Origin of the sequence: Streptomyces sp. NPDC006510 (genome assembly GCF_040611955.1) — a bacterium.
Classification (GTDB): Bacteria; Actinomycetota; Actinomycetes; order Streptomycetales; family Streptomycetaceae; genus Streptomyces.
In genome coordinates, this window is record NZ_JBEXPH010000019.1 from 44,939 (window position 1) to 62,349 (window position 17,411).

A 17,411-nucleotide genomic window follows, 5' to 3' on the forward strand; every position below is an offset into this window, starting at 1 on the left:
TCGACAAATGGGACTGAGGGAGGAGCGAGGGGCCGAATTGACAGGATTCTGACGCCTCGGACGGACGCGGGACGGCCCTGGTCGGCCCGCGGACGCCTCCTCGGAGAACCTCTCCCCCGGCCCCGCCCCGCCCCGGCCCCTACGCGTGCTCGACGATGTGTCCGTCGCTCAGTTCCAGCACCCGGTCCGCCAGCCCCAGCAGCTGGGCGTCGTGCGTCGCCACCAGCGCGGTGACGCCCTCGCCGCGCACCACCGCCCGCAGCAGCTCCATCACCGCGAGCCCGGTCTCCGCGTCGAGCTGCCCCGTCGGCTCGTCCGCGATCAGCAGCGCCGGCCGGTTGGCGAGTGCGCGGGCGATCGCGACGCGCTGCTGCTGCCCCCCGGAGAGCTCGCCGGGACGCTGGGCGACGTGGTCGGCGAGGCCGACCAGGGCGAGCAGCAGCGCCACCCGGTCCTCGCGCTCGCGCGGATCCGCCTTGCGCAGCCGCATGGGCACGCCGACGTTCTCCGCCGCGGTCAGGATCGGGATCAGGCCGAACGACTGGAAGATGAAGCCGATCCGGTCCCGGCGCAGCTCCAGGAGCCCGTTCTCGCCGAGCTCGGCGAGGTCCGTGCCGTCGACGGTGATCCGGCCGGCGTCGGGGCTGTCGAGCCCGCCGAGCAGGTTGAGAAGGGTGGTCTTGCCCGAGCCCGAGCGCCCCTTGAGCGCGACCAGCTCGCCGCGCGGCACCTCGAAGGACACCCCGCGCAGCGCGTGCACCGCTCCGGCGCCGGAGCCGTACGAACGGTGCAGGTCCTCGACCCGGACCATGGGCCCGCCGGACCGCTCCTCGACGACTGCGGTACCCCCCTGCCCGTCGGTGCCGGTCCGGCCGGTGCTGTTGGTCATGTCTCTCCCCGTACGTGCTCGGTCCCCGTCGGCCGCCAGTATGTGCAATGCGCACAGGGCTGGACAATGGCCGGGGCTGTCGGGCGTCCGGCCCAATGCCGATGTGGCCGCCCTCGGCGGTCAGCCGCACCCGGTGGCGGAGCCCGTACCGCCGGTACCCGGGACGCGGCTCAGGTGTGCTGCGACAGCCCGTCGAGGCCATGTCCCGGCCCCGACCTGGACGACGGCTCCGGGGATCTCGCCCTGCCCGACACCGGCCTGACCCCTCGTCAACTCGGCTGAACAGTCGGTCAGTTGCCCCTCTCCGTCGAAGCGCTACCGCTTCCCGACAACTTCCCGACAACTTCCTGACACCGGCTGACCAGCCTGACCGAGGTCCACCGGGGCGAGTGCCCCGTCCTTGAAAGGTTGCGTATGACATCACGCAGGAGCCTTCCCCGGCTGGCGGCCGGGGTTCTCGGGATATCCCTGACCCTGTCCGCGGTCCCCGCCGCCACCGCGGCCGCGCGGCCCACCGCCGCCCCCACCGTCTCCGAGCAGCAGGTGATGCCTCACCTGCGCGCCCTCCAGCGCATCGCGGACCGCAACGGCGGCAATCGCGCGCACGGCACGAAGGGGTACGCGCAGTCCGTGGCGTACGTGAAGAACGCGCTGGACCGGGCCGGATTCCGCACGAAACTGGTCCCCTTCACCCATGACGGCGCCACCGGGAACAACCTGATCGCCGACTGGCCGGGCGGCGACCCGGACCATGTGCTGCTGACCGGCGCCCACCTCGACAGCGTGAAGGAGGGCCCGGGAATCAACGACAACGGCTCGGGTTCGGCCGCGGTCCTGGCCACCGCCCTCCAGGTGGCACAGTCCGGTCTGAAGCCCGAACGGCACCTGCGCTTCGCCTGGTGGGGCGCGGAGGAGCAGGGCCTGATCGGCTCGAAGAGCTACGTCGGCAAGCTTTCCGAGGCCGATCGCCGCAGGGTCGACGTCTATCTCAACTTCGATCAGGCGGGCAGCAGGAACACCCGGCAGTGGCTCGTGATCCACGACGACGAGCACGGCGAGACCGAGGCCCAGCAGGCGTTCGAGGCGTGGTTCGCCGAACGGAACATCCCCACCTTCGACATCGGCGTCGGCGGTTCGGACCACGAGTCGTTCGGAAACGCCGGCATCCCGTCGTCCGGCCTCAGCACCGGCATCTCGGACTGCATCCACGAGGCGTGCGACGACCTCTCCAACGTGGATCCGAAGACGGAGACGACCAGCACCGACGCCATCGTCGGCGTGCTCTGGAAGCTCGCCGCCACCGCACCCCGGCACTGACCGGCCACCCCAGGAATCGAGACATGCCCAGACTGCCCGACCACCGCAGCAGAGCCGCCGCCCTCGCGGCCGCCCTCGTGAGCGGCCTCGTACTGACCACCGTCCCCGCCTCGGCCGCCGTCGGCGGCCCGGGGATCGGCGACCCGTACTTCCCCGACGACGGCAATTCCGGCTACGACGTCTCCCACTACGCCGTCCGCATCGCCTACGACCCGGCACGCACCGACCGTCTCGACGGCGACACCACCGTCACCGCCCGCGCCCTGACCGGCCTGGACCGGTTCAGCCTGGACCTCAAGGGCTTCACCGTGGCATCGGTCGAGGTGAACGGCGCCCCGGCGAAGACGTTCTCCCGGGCCGGCGCCCATGAACTCGTCATCACCCCGGCCCGCCCGGTGGCGAAGGGCACGACGTTCACCGTCCGGGTGAAATACGCGGGCAAACCCGACCCCGAGGGCTGGCACACCCTGCGGACCGGCGGCGCGAGCGTGACGGGCGAACCGCACTCCGCGACCTCCTGGTACCCCGCCAACGACCACCCGTCCGACAAGGCCACCTTCGCCCTCACCGCGACGGTCCCCGACGGCTGGACGGCCATCGGCAACGGCCTGCCCGGCCCCCAGAGCGTCAAGGACGGCAGAAGGACCTTCCGCTGGTCCGAGGACAGGCCGATGGCCACGTACCTCAGCACGGTCGCCATCGACCGGTTCACCGTCCACCGCGGACGGACGGCCGCCGGGACACCGGTCATCACGGCGTACAGCCCGGACGCCGTCATCGACCCGGAGGCGGAGACCCAGCAGACGGAGATTCTGGACTTCCTGACCGCGAAGTTCGGCCCGTACCCCTTCTCCTCCGCGGGCGCCATCGTCGTCGGGGCCTCGAAGGAGCCCTCGAACGGCCCTCTCGCCCTGGAGACGCAGAGCCGCCCCACTTACGGCGGCATGCTCTTCGACGCCTCGATGGTCCATGAGAACACCCACCAGTGGTTCGGTGACAGCGTCTCGTTCAAGGACTGGCGGGACGGCTGCGTCGCCGAGTGCTTCGCCCAGTACGCGGGGCAGTTGTGGGAGGAGCACAAGGGCGCCGATCTGGACCGGGGCTACTACCGGTCCGAGGTGGAGGAGGCCAGGAACGACCCGTCGTTCTGGTCCGTCAGGCTCTACGACCCGGGACCGGGCAGGGAACTGGACCCGGCCCTGTACTCCAAGGGCTCGCTGATGCTGCACGCGCTGCGCCGCACGGTGGGCGACGAGGCGTTCTTCCGGACGCTCCGGACCTGGACCCACGACCACGCGTACGGCAATGCCTCGTTCCGGCAGTTCGAGGCGCTGGCGGCGAAGGTCTCGGGCAAGGACCTGAAGGGCTTCTTCGCTGCGTGGGTGGACGGCACGGTGATCCCGCCGCAGCAGTACCTGTACCCGGGCACCCTCGGCACGCCGGGTCGGTGAACGGGCGAGGCAAGGCGCGGGGGGCCGGCCCCGGCGCCTTGCCTCGCAGGCTTCCTCAAGCCCCGTCCACCAGCTGCTTGAGCGCGATGTTGAGCTGGAGGACGTTGACCCTCGGCTCTCCGACGAAGCCGAGGATCCGGCCGTCCGTGTGCTGCTCGACGAGCTTCTCCACCCGGTCGACGGCGAGGTGGTTCCGCTCGGCCACCCGGCGCACCTGGAGCTGTGCGTACGCCGGGGAGATGGCCGGGTCGAGGCCGGAGCCGGAGGAGGTGACGGCGTCGGCCGGCACGTCCGAGGGGCTGACCGGGTGGCCGGGGACGGAGTTGTCCTTGACCACGGCGGCCTTGGCGGCGGTGACCCAGTCGACGAGTTCCTTGTTGTCGCCGGAGCGGTTGGTCGCGCCGGAGAGGATCAGCTTGTACTGGGTGTTGACGCTGTTGGTGCCCAGGCCGTTGGAGGGGCGCGGCTGGAACCACTTGAGGTCCGGGGCCGCGGTCTCCTGCCCCTTCTTCAGCGGCAGGTCGTAACGCTGGCCGATGAGTTCGGAGCCGACGACCTTGCCGTTCGCGGTGATCTCGGAGCCATTGGCCTGACTGGGGAAGAGGCCCTGGGCGACGCCCGTGACGGCGAGCGGGTAGAGCACGCCGCAGACGACGGTCAGGACGAGCAGGGCGCGCAGCCCGGCCCAGAGCAACCGGGCGGTGTTTGCTACGGAGTTGTTCATGGCAGGTCAGCCGATTCCTAGATTCAGTTCAGCCCGGGTACGAGGGAGATGACCATGTCGATGATCTTGATGCCGATGAACGGGGCGACCAGGCCGCCGAGTCCGTAGATCCCGAGGTTGCGCCGGAGCATCGAGTCGGCGCTGCTGGGCCGGTAGCGCACGCCCTTCAGAGCGAGCGGCACCAGCGCGACGATGATCAGCGCGTTGAAGATCACGGCCGACAGGATCGCGGACTGGGGCGAGGACAGCTGCATGATGTTCAGCTTGTCCAGACCGGGATAGACCACCGCGAACATCGCGGGGATGATCGCGAAGTACTTCGCGACGTCGTTGGCGATCGAGAACGTCGTCAGCGCACCACGGGTGATGAGCAGCTGCTTGCCGATCTCGACGATCTCGATCAGCTTGGTGGGGTTGGAGTCCAGGTCCACCATGTTCCCGGCCTCCTTGGCGGCCGAGGTGCCGGTGTTCATGGCCACCCCGACATCCGCCTGGGCGAGCGCCGGCGCGTCGTTCGTGCCGTCGCCGGTCATCGCGACGAGCTTGCCGCCCGCCTGCTCCCGCTTGATGAGGGCCATCTTGTCCTCGGGCGTGGCCTCGGCGAGGAAGTCGTCGACACCGGCCTCCTCGGCGATGGCCTTCGCGGTCAGCGGGTTGTCGCCGGTGATCATGACCGTCTTGATGCCCATGCGGCGCAGCTCGTCGAACCGCTCCCGCATGCCCTCCTTGACGACGTCCTTGAGGTGGATGACGCCGAGGACCCGGGCGCCGTGCTCGTCCTCCAGGGCCACCAGCAGCGGGGTGCCGCCCGCCTCGGAGATGGTGTCGGTGAGCGCCTGCGCGTCCGGTGCGACGGTACCGCCGCGCTCCTGGACCCAGGCGACGACCGAACCGGTGGCGCCCTTGCGGACCTTGCGTCCGTCCACATCGACGCCGGACATCCGGGTCTGGGCGGTGAACGCCACCCACTCGGCCTGCCGCAGCTCACCCTGGTGGCGTTCGCGCAGCCCGTACTTCTCCTTGGCGAGCACGACGATCGAGCGGCCCTCCGGCGTCTCGTCGGCCAGCGAGGAGAGCTGGGCCGCGTCCGCCAGTTCGGCCTCGGTCGTGCCCTTCACGGGTACGAACTCGGCGGCCTGCCGGTTGCCGAGCGTGATGGTGCCGGTCTTGTCGAGCAACAGGGTCGACACGTCTCCGGCGGCCTCGACGGCGCGCCCCGACATCGCGAGGACGTTGCGCTGGACGAGGCGGTCCATGCCGGCGATTCCGATCGCGGAGAGCAGTGCGCCGATGGTCGTCGGGATCAGGCAGACCAGCAGTGCGGTCAGCACGATCATCGACTGCTTCTGCCCGGCGTAGATCGCGAAGGGCTGGAGGGTGACGACGGCGAGCAGGAAGACGATGGTGAGGGACGCGAGGAGGATGTTCAGCGCGATCTCGTTGGGTGTCTTCTGCCGGGCGGCGCCCTCGACGAGGGCGATCATCCGGTCGATGAACGTCTCGCCGGGCTTGGTGGTGATCTTGACGACGATACGGTCGGAGAGCACCTTCGTACCCCCGGTGACGGCACTTCGGTCACCGCCGGACTCCCGGATGACGGGCGCGGACTCGCCCGTGATCGCGGACTCGTCGACGCTCGCGACGCCTTCGACGACATCTCCGTCGCCGGGGATGATGTCACCGGCCTCGCAGACGACCAGGTCACCGATGCCCAGCTCGGTGCCGGGCACCCGCTCCTCGCTCCCGCCGGTCAGCCGCCGCGCGACGGTGTCGGTCTTGGCCTTGCGCAGCGTGTCGGCCTGCGCCTTGCCGCGGCCCTCGGCGACCGCCTCCGCCAGGTTGGCGAAGACCGTGGTCAGCCACAGCCAGGCCGCGATCGCCCAGCCGAACCATTCGCCCGGGTTCAGGCACGCCAGCACGGTGGTGAACACCGAACCGATCAGCACGACGAACATCACCGGGGACTTGACCATCACCCGGGGGTCGAGCTTGCGTACGGCGTCGGGGAAGGACCGGATCAGCTGCGCGGGGTCGAACAGGCCCCCGCCGACGCGCCCTTCGCTCTGGTGACCCGTGGGCGCGTCCTGGTGCGGTGCCCGGGTGGGGGTGACAGTGGACATCGAGTCCTCTTGCTCCGTACGAGTGGTCATGACGCCAGCCCTTCGGCCAGCGGCCCCAGCGCCAGGGCCGGGAAGTAGGTCAGCCCGGTGATGATCAGGATCGTGCCGACCAGCAGTCCGCTGAAGAGCGGTCTGTGCGTGCCCAGGGTTCCCACGGTCGCCGGCACGGGCCGCTGCTCGGCGAGCGAGCCGGCCAGCGCGAGGACGAACACCATCGGCAGGAACCGGCCGAGCAGCATCGCGAGACCGATCGTGGTGTTGAACCACTGCGTGTCCGCGTTGAGCCCGGCGAACGCCGAACCGTTGTTGTTGGCGCCCGAGGTGTAGGCGTAGAGGATCTCGGAGAATCCGTGGGCGCCGGTGTTGGTCATCGAGTGCGGCGGGGTGGGCAGCGCCATCGCCGCGGCGGTGAAGCAGAGGACCAGCGCCGGGGTGATCAGGATGTAGCAGGCCGCGAGCTTGATCTCACGGGTGCCGATCTTCTTGCCGAGGTACTCCGGCGTACGGCCGACCATCAGCCCGGCGATGAACACCGCGATGATCGCCATGACGAGCATGCCGTAGAGACCGGAACCCACACCTCCGGGCGCGATCTCGCCGAGCTGCATGCCCAGCATGGTGATCCCGCCGCCGAAGCCCGTGTACGAGGAGTGGAAGGAGTTCACCGCACCGGTGGAGGTTAGCGTCGTGGCCACCGCGAAGATCGACGACCCGGCGATCCCGAACCGGGTCTCCTTGCCCTCCATCGATCCGCCCGCGATGTCGAACGCGGGCCCGTGGTGGGCGAATTCGGTCCACATCATCAGGGTGGTGAAGCCCAGCCAGATGACGCCCATCGTCGCGAGGATCGCGTAACCCTGCTTGAGCGAGCCGACCATCCGGCCGAACGTCCGCGTCATGGCGAACGGAATGACCAGGATCAGGAAGATCTCGAACAGGTTGGACAGCCCGTTGGGGTTCTCGAACGGGTGGGACGAGTTGGCGTTGAAGTAGCCGCCGCCGTTCGTGCCCAGCTCCTTGATGACCTCCTGGGAGGCCACGGCGCCGCCGTTCCACTGCTGCGAACCGCCCATGAACTGCCCGACCTCGTGGATGCCGGCGAAGTTCTGGATCGCACCGCAGGCCACGAGCACCAGCGCGCCGACCACGGCGATCGGCAGCAGGATCCGTACGGTGCCACGCACCAGGTCGGACCAGAAATTGCCGAGCTCACCGGTGCGGGAGCGGGCGAAGCCTCGTACGAGGGCCACCGCGACGGCTATGCCGACGGCGGCCGAGACGAAGTTCTGCACCGCGAGGCCGCCGGTCTGCACGACGTGGCCCATGGCCTGTTCGCCGTAGTACGACTGCCAGTTGGTGTTGGCGACGAACGACGCCGCCGTGTTGAACGCCTGGTCCGGATCGATCGAGGCGAAGCCGAGCGAACCGGGCAGCGCGCCCTGGAGCCGTTGCAGCAGATAGAGGAAGAGGACGCTCACCGCGGAGAAGGCGAGCACTCCACGCAGATACGCGGGCCAGCGCATCTGCGTGTCGGGGTCGGCGCCCACGGCCTTGTACATCCACTTCTCGACGCGGAGGTGCTTCGTCGAGGAGTAGACACCGGCCATGTAGTCGCCGAGCGGACGGTACGCCAGCCCCAGCGCCACGACGAGCGCGAGGACCTGGAGCACACCAGCGAGGACGGGGCTCATATCGCGCTCAGAACCTCTCCGGGTACAGAAGGGCGAGGACGAGATAGCCCAGCAGGGCGACGGCCACTACCAGACCGACGATGTTCTCGGCAGTCACAGCTTCGCCACCCCCTTGGCGACGAGAGCCACCAGCGCGAAGACCGCGATCGTGGTGACGACGAAGGCCACATCGGCCATCGTGTGCTCCTAGATGAGGTACGGATTCTCGGACCTCTTGAGCAAACCTCTCGCCACGGGCGTCCTGGCCTGCGTTGATGGCTTCCTTACGAAGAACCGTGAGCCCTTGACGGCGCGCATACGTGCCCTATACGCGCCCCATACGCGCCCCCTTCGCGCGCCGCCCGGAACCCGCCTCGCGCACTGTCCGGAACTCGCCGGTGACGCGGAACGGCCGGTGGGCCGTACCCCCTCGGAAGGGGATACGGCCCACCGGCCGCAGCTGTGCCGGGGCTGCCCGTGCCCGTTCAGCGCACCTCGGTGATCTCGGGGCCGCGCTGGAGCTGGCCCATGCCACCGGAGAACTTCGAGCTCTCCTGGCTCTCCTGCTGGACCCCCTCGGGCACCATCTGGGCGTCGTTGGGCAGCTTGAGGACGAGCGGGTCGCGGGGAGCCATGGGGCCCTCGCCCCGGACGACCACGGTGTCCCGGAAGATCGTCTCCAGCAGTCCGGCGGCCTCCGGCTGCACGGCGCCCTGGCCGGAGATCACTCCGCGCAGGAACCAGCGCGGCCCGTCGACGCCGACGAAGCGCACCAGCTGCACGCCGTTTGTCCCGTCCGGGAGCTGTACGGGGACCTGGGCACGCAGCTCCCAGCCCAGCGGGCCCTCGACCTCGTCGATGATCCCGCCCTGCTGGGTGATGCCGGAGGCGATCTCCTGACGGACCTCGCCCCAGATGCCTTCCTTCTTGGGCGCGGCGAAGGCCTGGAGCTGGACGGCGCTGTCGCGCAGCACCACGGTCGCGGCGACGATCGCGTCACCGGCCACCTCGACACGCAGCTCCATGCCCTCGACGCCGGGCACGAAGATGCCGCCCAGGTCGACCCGGCCCTCGCCGGGCTGGGAGACCTCGGAGACGTCCCACGGCCCGTCCGGCCGCGGCGCCGGCGGGAGGTTCACTCGACGCGAGCCGCTGTCGGCACCGTCGGTGTCATCGAGCTCGTCGACGACCTGCTCGGCCTCGCGCGCTTCGTCCGCCACGTCCTCGGCGGAACCACTCTTCTTGCGACGTCCGAACACGTCACTGTCCTTCCCGGTCGGGTACGACCGAAGCGTAGCTGTTCCCGCCCTGGGTAATCCCGCTCCTGACGCCATCAACATCACCGGAAGCATGCCCTCCGGTGGATCCGAAGCCTCCCTCGCCGCGAGCAGAGCCGGGCAGCTCCGCCACCTCGTGGAAGCGCACCTTCTCGACCTGCTGGACGACCAGTTGGGCAATCCGGTCGAACCGCTCGAACCGCACGGGCTCACGCGGGTCGAGATTGATGACGATCACCTTGATCTCTCCACGGTACCCGGCATCAACCGTCCCCGGGGCATTCACGAGGGCGACTCCGCAGCGCGCGGCGAGACCGGAGCGCGGGTGCACGAAGGCGGCGTATCCGTCGGGCAGCGCGATCGACACCCCGGTGGGCAGCACCGCCCGCTCGCCCGGGGCGAGCTCGGCGGCCTCGGTGGTCACCAGATCGACTCCGGCGTCGCCCGGGTGCCCATAGGCCGGAATCGGCACTTCCGGGTCGACCCGGCGGATCAGTACGTCCACGGGCCGGCGCATCAGGGGTTCACCTCGAAGGCTCGGGCACGCCGGACCTGGTCCGGGTCGGCCATCGCCGCCCGGATCTCGGCCGGGCGGCCGTTCTCGATGAAGTGGTCGACCTTGACCTCGATGAAAAGGGCCTCGGCCCGGACCGCCACGGGCCCGTCCGGGCCGCCGATCCGGCCGGTCGCCCGGGAGTAGATCTTCCGGCCGTGCACCGCGGTGATCTCGGCGTCGAGGTGCAGCACGGTGTCCACCGGTACCGGACGCACGAAGTCGGTCTCCAGCCGTCCGGTCACGGCGATCACCCGCAGGAGCCAGTTCAGCGAGCCGAGCGTCTCGTCCAGCGCGGTGGTCAGGATGCCGCCGTGCGCCAGCCCCGGGGCGCCCTGATGGGCGGCCTTCACGGTGAACTCGGCGGTGACGCTGACGCCGTCACCGGCCCGCGCCTGGAGGTGCAGCCCGTGCTGCTGTCCGTCGCCGCAACCGAAACAGTGTTCGTAGTGCGCGCCGAGGAGTTCGCCGGGGGCCGGGGCTTCGGGGTGCCGGACCGGTTTCACCGCGTCGGCCGGGGGCTTCAGAGCCGCAGATGTTCCACTCACAGGCGCAGACCTTACCCGCGCGGCTACCCGCGGGTCGCGCCGTGCCAAGCTTGGGTGCATGCAGCCTTCCACCCCGCCTTTCGACGAACGACTGACCGCACCCCGTTCATGGTGGCTCATCGCCCTTCTGGTCGGCATCGCCTGCGCGCTGATGCTGCTGCCGCTCGGCGGCCTGCCGCTGCTGGCCGGCCTGGTGGGCGGTACGGCCCTGTCGGCGGTCGCGGTGAGCTCCTACGGCTCGGCCAGGATCCGAGTCGTGGCCGGCGCCCTGGTCGCTGGGGACGCGCGCATTCCGCTGACGGCGCTCGGCGAGGCCGAGGTGCTGGACGGGGAGGAGGCGCGCGCGTGGCGCTCGTACAAGGCGGACACCCGCGCGTTCATGCTGCTGCGCAGCTACATCCCGACGGCGGTCCGGGTGGAGGTCACCGACCCGCAGGACCCGACCCCGTACGTCTATCTGTCGACACGCGAGCCGAAGGCCCTGGTGGCGGCGCTCACGGCCGTACGGGCCTGATCCGGCCGAGAGGCCCCGGGGGGTTCACGGACCCGCCCTAAGCCTCCAGCTCGCCCAGCAGGTCCTTGCGCGGGCCCACCTGCCGCGTCAGCGGAGGCAGCTCGGGGAGCCGGTCCCAGGGGATCTGGCGCTCGCGCAGGTCCTTCCTGACCCGCTCGGCGAGCTTTCTGGTGTCGCGCCGGTTCATCATCGCGCCGACGGCGGCGCCGACCATGAACGGGATCAGATTCGGCACATCGCGCACCATGCGCTTCATGATCTGCTGGCGCAGCTCACGCTTCATCTGGCCGCCCAGCGCGGCGTTGACCGTCAGGGGGCGGGCGACATCGATCCCGCGCTCCTCCGTCCAGGACGTGAGATAGGCGGTGGAACGCTGACCGAGCCCGCCCGGCGGGCGCAGCCCGTAGACCTCGTGCAGCTCGGCGACGAGCTTCATCTCGATCGCGGCCACACCGGTGATCTCCGCCGCCAGCTCGGCGAGCATGGCGGGCGGTACGGGCATCATCGCCGCGGCACCGATTCCGGCGCCGACGGTGGCGGTGCCCCTGCTCGCTCCTGCGATGAGCTTGTCGGCGAGCTCCTCCGGGCCGAGCCCGGGGAACTGCTTCCGCAGGGTGGCGAGATCGCGCACGGGGATGCGGGGAGCGTTCTCGATGATCAGGTCGGCGATATGACCGATCGCTGCCTTGGCACTCTCCCCGCCCTTGCGTACGCCCCGCTTCACTGAACTCAGACGGCCTGCCCCGGTCACTGGCTCCGTCCTGTCGACCTGTCCGGCCCCATCGGCCGCGTCGACTCCTTCGACCACCGCGATCACTGCTTCGAGCGAGGCCGGCCGGCCCCGCTCGTCGTCCCGCTCACCCGGGGAGGGTGGCAGGGCGGACCGCTCGGCAGGCGTTGCCACGCCTTCTGCCGGGCCTGTGCCGCCCTGATTCGCCTCCGACGACCTCTTACGCCGCAAGCGCCGCTTCCGGAACGGTGTGTCGCCTGCCACGGTCGGCGCGACCTAGTCGCAGTCGCGGCAGATCGGCTGACCGTTCTTCTCGCGTGCCAGCTGGCTCCTGTGGTGCACGAGGAAGCAGCTCATGCACGTGAACTCGTCGGCCTGCTTGGGCAGGACCCTGACGGCCAGCTCTTCGTTGGACAGGTCTGCGCCGGGCAGCTCCAGTCCTTCGGCCGCGTCGAATTCGTCGACGTCGACGGCGGACGCCGTCTTGTCGCTCCGGCGAGCCTTGAGTTCTTCAAGGCTGTCCTGGTCGACGTCGTCATCGGTCTTGCGTGGGGTGTCGTAATCCGTTGCCATGTCGCTCTCCCCCTCTGGGTGTCTGCGGTGTCTCAGCGCACGTAACGCGTGAGAGGCCGGACTTGTGCCCGACCCGAGGCGGAGATTTTGCCTCACATCAAGGTCTGTTACTCAATCGACACCCAAAAGGGCCGCTCGGGAGTGGCCGGCTTGGGTGGCGATGGGGACCGTACACGGTCCCGGTGTCGCGCTTCACGGGCGCCACCCCGTGTACTTCCCGTGATAACGGGCCCCGAAAACCCCGACTTTTGCGGGTTTTCCGGTAGCGCCCCTGATCACGGAGCGTTGACGGTCACAAATTCGCTCCTGTGATCGATCACACACGGGCACTCCGGGCGCAGGTCCCGAAAATTCCGCTCAAAGCGAACAAATTAATTCGTCCGCGGATCGCTTCGTCCGGCTCCTCAGACCGGCAGTGAGACACGCATCACAAGACCACCGCCCTCACGGGGCTCGGCGATGATACGGCCGCCGTGAGCGCGCGCCACGGACCGCGCGATCGACAGGCCGAGCCCGACCCCCTTGTCGCTGCCCGTTCGCTCCGTACGCAGCCGTCTGAAGGGCTCGAAGAGGTTGTCGATCTCGTACGCGGGCACCACGGGACCGGTGTTCGAGACCACCAGCAGGGCCTGGCCGCCCTGCAGCTCGGTGGTGACCTCCACCCAGCCCTCCTCGAGGACGTTGTAACGCACGGCGTTCTGTACGAGGTTCAGCGCGATCCGCTCCAGCAGGACACCGTTGCCCTGGACGACGGCGGGGGCCCGCTCGCCGCGGATCTCCACAGCGCGCTCCTCGGCCTCGCCGCGCGTCTGGTCGATCGCGCGCGAGGCCACCTCCGCGAGGTCGACCGGTTTGCGCTCGACGATCTGGTTGTCGCTGCGGGCGAGCAGCAGCAGGCCCTCGACCAGCTGCTCACTGCGCTCGTTGGTGGCCAGCAGGGTCTTGCCGAGCTGCTTCAGCTCCGGCGGGGCCTGCGGGTCGGACAGATGGACCTCCAGCAGCGTGCGGTTGATCGCGAGCGGCGTGCGAAGCTCGTGCGACGCGTTGCCGACGAACCGCTGCTGGGCGGTGAAGGCCCGCTCCAGGCGGTCGAGCATCTCGTCGAAGGTGTCGGCGAGCTCCTTCAGCTCGTCGTCCGGGCCGTCCAGCTCGATCCGGCGGGACAGGTCGGTCCCGGCCACCCGGCGGGCGGTGCGGGTGATCCGGCCCAGCGGCGAGAGCACGCGCCCGGCCATCGCGTAACCGAAGGCGAAGGCGATGACGCTCAGACCCACCAGGGCCAGCAGCGAGCGGTTGAGGAGCGTGTCGAGCGCCTGCTGCCGCTGGTGGTTGACGCAGGAGTTCATCGCCGCGTTGAAGGACTCCGGTGACGCCTTCTCCGGCAGGTTGCAGACATCGCTGGTGACCTGCCCGTTGACGATCTTGAACGGCAGCTCGCTGCCCACGTGCAGGGCCTGCGCGGCCAGCATGTAGATGATCGACAGCAGCAGGATGCCGGCGATCAGGAACATGCCGCCGTAGAGCAGCGTGAGCCGTATCCGGATGGTCGGACGCAGCCAGTAGGGGGGCTCCTGCTGTTTGGGCTCCCAGGTGGGCTTCGGAGGCGCCGTCGGTGGCGCGGGGACGGTGGGCATCGGCCGTCAGATCCGGTAACCGGAACCGGGCACGGTGACGATCACCGGCGGCTCGCCGAGTTTCCGGCGCAGCGTCATGACGGTCACCCGGACGACATTGGTGAACGGGTCGGTGTTCTCGTCCCATGCCTTCTCCAGCAGCTGCTCGGCCGAGACGACCGCGCCCTCGCTGCGCATCAGGACCTCCAGCACGGCGAACTCCTTCGGCGCGAGCTGGACCTCCGTCTCGCCGCGGAAGACCTCGCGCCGGTTGGGGTCGAGCTTGATGCCGGCCCGCTCCAGGACCGGCGGCAGGGCCACCGTCGTACGCCGGCCGAGCGCGCGCACCCGTGCGGTGAGCTCGCTGAAGGCGAACGGCTTGGGCAGATAGTCGTCGGCGCCCAGCTCCAGGCCCTCGACGCGGTCGCTGACGTCCCCGGACGCGGTGAGCATGAGCACCCGGGTAGGCATGCCCAGCTCGACGATCCGCCGACAGACGTCGTCACCGTGGATCAGGGGGAGATCCCGGTCCAGCACCACGACGTCGTAGTCATTGACCTCGACGCGCTCCAGGGCCGCCGCACCGTCGTACACGACATCGACGGCCATGGCCTCCCGGCGCAATCCGGTGGCCACCGCATCGGCGAGCAGCTGCTCGTCCTCCACGACGAGTACGCGCACGGCGCTGTCCTTCCTTAGAAACTTCAGAATGTATCGAAGCGCCCACGGTCCGTGATCGGGATGCCCGTCGGCACTGGTCTGTGCGGCTCCATCCTGCCCGCAACACGCATAAACCGGCGGTAAGACGACGCTGCCCGACCTGGGGCTCAGTGGAATTCACCGGATTTTCGGGCCAGTTGAGGTTTCCCCGGACCAGGGCCCGGGGAGGACGCATTCACACCCGAGATCACGCCTTGAATGTGGCGTGCCACAGGCCACTCCGTCCCCGGAGAGCGCGTGATCATCCGCCCTACCGCCTCCGTGCGGAGGGAAACCCCGGGCACACCCCCGTGCCACCGACCCACGATGAGGGGGCGCCTTATGGACGCTTTCACCGCAGGTCTGCTGCAGCGGATCAAGACCACCGAGTACGACCTCACGAAAGCTCGGGAGACGGGCGACGACTTCCTCGCGGATGTCGAGCAGAGCGAGCTGGAGGACCTTCACCGCCTCGCCGCCGAACATGGCGTCGAAATCGGCGCCACCAGCGTCTGAGCACCTCGGCGAGAAGGGCCCTCGATGCCGTGACCGGCGTCGGGGGCCCTTCTCGCGTGCCGGGCGGACCCGGTCGGCCCTTCTAGTCGTGCCAGGCGCCCAGCTCCTCCAGAAGGGCCTGCAGCGGCTCGAAGACGCCCGGTGTCGCGGCGACCGTCAGGTCACCGTCGGCGGGCCGCCCGGGACGCCCGCCGGTGTACGCGCCCGCCTCGCGGGCGATGAGGTCGCCGGCCGCCAGGTCCCAGGGGTGGAGCCCGCGCTCGTAGTAGCCGTCGAGGCGGCCCGCGGCCACATCGCAGAGGTCCACGGCGGCGGAGCCGCCGCGCCGGATGTCACGGAGCCGCGGGATCAGCTTCCGGGCCACGTCCGCCTGGTGCGTACGGACATCGCTGACGTAGTTGAAACCGGTCGAGACGAGCGCCTGGTCGAGCGGCGGCGCGGGCCGGCAGCGCAGCACGGCGCCGTCCCCGAACGCCCCGCCCTCGGCGTACGCCCCGCCGCCGAGCATCGCCCGGTAGGTCTCGCGGCGCATCGGGGCCTCCACCACGCCCACGACCCGCACGCCGTCCCGTTCGGCGGCGATGGACACGGCCCAGGTCGGCAGCCCGTACAGGTAGTTCACGGTGCCGTCGAGCGGGTCGATGACCCAGCGGATACCGCTGCTGCCCTCGGCGCTGGCCCCCTCCTCACCGAGGAAGCCGTCCTGCGGGCGGCGCTCGCTCAGGAAGCCGGTGATCAGCTTCTCGGCGGCGATGTCCATCTCGGTGACGACATCGATCGGGCTGGACTTGGTCGCGGCCACTCCCAGATCGGCCGGGCGGCCGTCACGGAGCAGCGCACCCGCGCGGCCGGCCGCCTCCAGGGCGAGGTCGAGCAGTTCGGACAGGTTCGGGTCGGTCACGGCTCTCCAGGGTCTGTGGGCGTGCGGCAGGACTTTTACGCGTACGGGCTGTCGGCACCCGCGGCGGCGGGCTTGAGGGCCCGTGCCGGGCAGCAGCCGACCGGGCAGAGGTCGTGGCCCGGCCCGAGCGCGCCCAGCGCGCACCGCTCCCCGCCCTGTCCCCGCTCGGTGGCGGCACGCTCCAGCACCAGCTCGCGCACGGCCGCGGCGAACCGCGGGTCGGCGCCCACGGTGGCCGACCGGCGCACCGGCAGCCCCAGCTCGGCGGCCTTCGCGGTGGCCTCCGTGTCGAGGTCGTACAGGACTTCCATGTGGTCCGAGACGAATCCGATGGGGGCCATCACCACGGCGGGCACGCCGTCCGCGTGCAGCGCCTCCAGGTGGTCGCAGATGTCGGGCTCCAGCCAGGGGATGTGCGGAGCCCCGCTGCGCGACTGGTAGACGAGCTGCCAGGGGTACTCGACGCCGGTCTCCTCGCGCACCGCGTCGACGATCAGCCGGGCGACGTCCAGGTGCTCGGCGACATAGGCGCCGCCGTCGCCGTGCGCCTCCACGGGGCCGGAGGTGTCGGCGGCCGAGACGGGGATGGAGTGCGTGGTGAACGCGAGGTGCGCCCCGGCCCGTACGTCCTCGGGGAGGTCGGCCAGGGAGGCGAGGACGCCGTCCACCATGGGCTTCACGAACCCGGGGTGGTTGAAGTAGTGCCGGAGCTTGTCCACCCGGGGCACCGGAAGCCCCTCCGCCTCCAGGGCGGCCAGCGACTCGGCGAGGTTCTCGCGGTACTGCCTGCAGCCGGAGTAGGAGGCGTAGGCGCTGGTGGCGAGGACGGCGATGCGGCGGCACCCGTCCGAGGCCATCTCGCGCAGGGTGTCGGTGAGGTACGGCGCCCAGTTGCGGTTGCCCCAGTACACCGGCAGCTCCAGCCCGTGCTCCGCGAAGTCCTTGCGCAGGGCGTCCAGCAGGGCTCTGTTCTGGGCGTTGATCGGGCTGACGCCGCCGAACAGGAAGTAGTGCTTGCCGACCTCCTTCAGCCGCTCCTCGGGGATGCCTCGGCCACGGGTCACGTTCGCCAGGAACGGGACCACGTCGTCCGGGCCTTCGGGGCCGCCGAAGGAGAGCAGCAGCAGGGCGTCGTACGGAGCGGGATCGCGCAGATCGGACATGACACCGATCCTGCCACCCGCCTCGGACAGCCCTCCCACCGACATCGGCTCCCGGGCCCACCCCGATGTCGGGCCGCTCACCGCGACCGTAAGCTGTATCGGCTAGGTACACGCATTACAGGCGCGTGCGATCACGCTGTTCCGGAGCCCTCC

18 protein-coding genes are annotated in these 17,411 nt (G+C 70.0%); 4 read left to right on the forward strand and 14 right to left on the reverse strand.

What is annotated here, in order from left to right; all coding sequences use genetic code 11:
* Positions 1-139: 139 nt before the first annotated feature.
* The gene (locus tag ABZY11_RS09210; protein WP_356478528.1) at positions 140-889 is read right to left on the reverse strand and encodes an ABC transporter ATP-binding protein; all 750 of its coding nucleotides are present in this window, start codon (positions 887-889) and stop codon (positions 140-142) included.
* Between the two features lie 414 nt (positions 890-1,303).
* On the opposite strand from ABZY11_RS09210, the gene ABZY11_RS09215 reads away from it, so the two are divergent.
* On the forward strand, positions 1,304-2,206 hold the full coding sequence (locus ABZY11_RS09215; RefSeq protein ID WP_356478529.1) for a M20/M25/M40 family metallo-hydrolase: 903 nt from the start codon (positions 1,304-1,306) through the stop codon (positions 2,204-2,206).
* A 23-nt stretch (positions 2,207-2,229) separates the two neighbouring features.
* Positions 2,230-3,657, forward strand: a complete 1,428-nt coding sequence (locus ABZY11_RS09220) for a M1 family metallopeptidase (protein ID WP_356478530.1) — start codon at positions 2,230-2,232, stop codon at positions 3,655-3,657.
* Positions 3,658-3,712: 55 nt separating this feature from the next.
* Here the strand turns inward: ABZY11_RS09220 and ABZY11_RS09225 are convergent, their stop codons facing one another.
* The 7 genes from ABZY11_RS09225 to ABZY11_RS09255 form a co-directional block, all read right to left on the reverse strand.
* Positions 3,713-4,381: a potassium-transporting ATPase subunit C gene (locus ABZY11_RS09225; protein ID WP_356478531.1), complete on the reverse strand. Its 669-nt coding sequence runs from the start codon at positions 4,379-4,381 to the stop codon at positions 3,713-3,715.
* Between the two features lie 23 nt (positions 4,382-4,404).
* Complete coding sequence (kdpB, locus tag ABZY11_RS09230; RefSeq protein ID WP_356478532.1) at positions 4,405-6,531, reverse strand: potassium-transporting ATPase subunit KdpB; 2,127 nt, start codon at positions 6,529-6,531, stop codon at positions 4,405-4,407.
* Positions 6,528-8,192: a potassium-transporting ATPase subunit KdpA gene (gene kdpA, locus ABZY11_RS09235; RefSeq protein WP_356478533.1), complete on the reverse strand. Its 1,665-nt coding sequence runs from the start codon at positions 8,190-8,192 to the stop codon at positions 6,528-6,530. The genes kdpB and kdpA overlap by 4 nt, the downstream gene beginning before the upstream one ends.
* Before the next feature lie 7 nt (positions 8,193-8,199).
* On the reverse strand, positions 8,200-8,289 hold the full coding sequence (gene kdpF / locus ABZY11_RS09240) for a K(+)-transporting ATPase subunit F (protein ID WP_078075662.1): 90 nt from the start codon (positions 8,287-8,289) through the stop codon (positions 8,200-8,202).
* A gap of 367 nt (positions 8,290-8,656) precedes the next feature.
* On the reverse strand, positions 8,657-9,430 hold the full coding sequence (locus ABZY11_RS09245) for a DUF3710 domain-containing protein (RefSeq protein ID WP_356478534.1): 774 nt from the start codon (positions 9,428-9,430) through the stop codon (positions 8,657-8,659).
* A 1-nt stretch (position 9,431) separates the two neighbouring features.
* Positions 9,432-9,965, reverse strand: coding sequence for a dUTP diphosphatase (gene dut, locus ABZY11_RS09250; RefSeq protein ID WP_356478535.1), 534 nt, complete (start codon positions 9,963-9,965; stop codon positions 9,432-9,434).
* Positions 9,965-10,549: a PaaI family thioesterase gene (locus ABZY11_RS09255; protein ID WP_356478536.1), complete on the reverse strand. Its 585-nt coding sequence runs from the start codon at positions 10,547-10,549 to the stop codon at positions 9,965-9,967. The genes dut and ABZY11_RS09255 overlap by 1 nt, the downstream gene beginning before the upstream one ends.
* Before the next feature lie 58 nt (positions 10,550-10,607).
* On the opposite strand from ABZY11_RS09255, the gene ABZY11_RS09260 reads away from it, so the two are divergent.
* On the forward strand, positions 10,608-11,063 hold the full coding sequence (locus ABZY11_RS09260; RefSeq protein ID WP_356478537.1) for a DUF3093 domain-containing protein: 456 nt from the start codon (positions 10,608-10,610) through the stop codon (positions 11,061-11,063).
* Positions 11,064-11,100: 37 nt separating this feature from the next.
* Here ABZY11_RS09260 and ABZY11_RS09265 read toward each other — a convergent pair whose 3' ends face one another.
* The 4 genes from ABZY11_RS09265 to ABZY11_RS09280 all read right to left on the reverse strand — a co-directional run bounded on the left by ABZY11_RS09265 (position 11,101) and on the right by ABZY11_RS09280 (position 14,660).
* On the reverse strand, positions 11,101-12,057 hold the full coding sequence (locus ABZY11_RS09265) for a hypothetical protein (RefSeq protein WP_356478538.1): 957 nt from the start codon (positions 12,055-12,057) through the stop codon (positions 11,101-11,103).
* A gap of 12 nt (positions 12,058-12,069) precedes the next feature.
* Positions 12,070-12,366 carry a DUF4193 domain-containing protein gene (locus ABZY11_RS09270; protein WP_003965732.1) on the reverse strand — a complete coding sequence of 99 codons (297 nt, stop codon included), beginning with the start codon at positions 12,364-12,366 and terminating at the stop codon, positions 12,070-12,072.
* A gap of 404 nt (positions 12,367-12,770) precedes the next feature.
* Positions 12,771-14,000, reverse strand: coding sequence for an ATP-binding protein (locus ABZY11_RS09275; RefSeq protein ID WP_356478539.1), 1,230 nt, complete (start codon positions 13,998-14,000; stop codon positions 12,771-12,773).
* Positions 14,001-14,006: 6 nt separating this feature from the next.
* The gene (locus ABZY11_RS09280; protein WP_356478540.1) at positions 14,007-14,660 is read right to left on the reverse strand and encodes a response regulator transcription factor; all 654 of its coding nucleotides are present in this window, start codon (positions 14,658-14,660) and stop codon (positions 14,007-14,009) included.
* Positions 14,661-15,020: 360 nt separating this feature from the next.
* Here ABZY11_RS09280 and ABZY11_RS09285 point away from each other — a divergent pair, with 360 nt between their 5' ends.
* A complete protein-coding gene (locus tag ABZY11_RS09285; protein ID WP_356478541.1) occupies positions 15,021-15,194 on the forward strand; it encodes a hypothetical protein in 174 nt (57 codons plus the stop codon).
* An 82-nt stretch (positions 15,195-15,276) separates the two neighbouring features.
* Here the strand turns inward: ABZY11_RS09285 and ABZY11_RS09290 are convergent, their stop codons facing one another.
* A complete protein-coding gene (locus ABZY11_RS09290) occupies positions 15,277-16,095 on the reverse strand; it encodes an inositol monophosphatase family protein (RefSeq protein WP_356478542.1) in 819 nt (272 codons plus the stop codon).
* 35 nt (positions 16,096-16,130) lie between these two features.
* Positions 16,131-17,258 (reverse strand): ferrochelatase, encoded by a 1,128-nt coding sequence (locus tag ABZY11_RS09295; protein ID WP_356478543.1) that lies wholly within the window; start codon positions 17,256-17,258, stop codon positions 16,131-16,133.
* Positions 17,259-17,411: the final 153 nt, after the last annotated feature.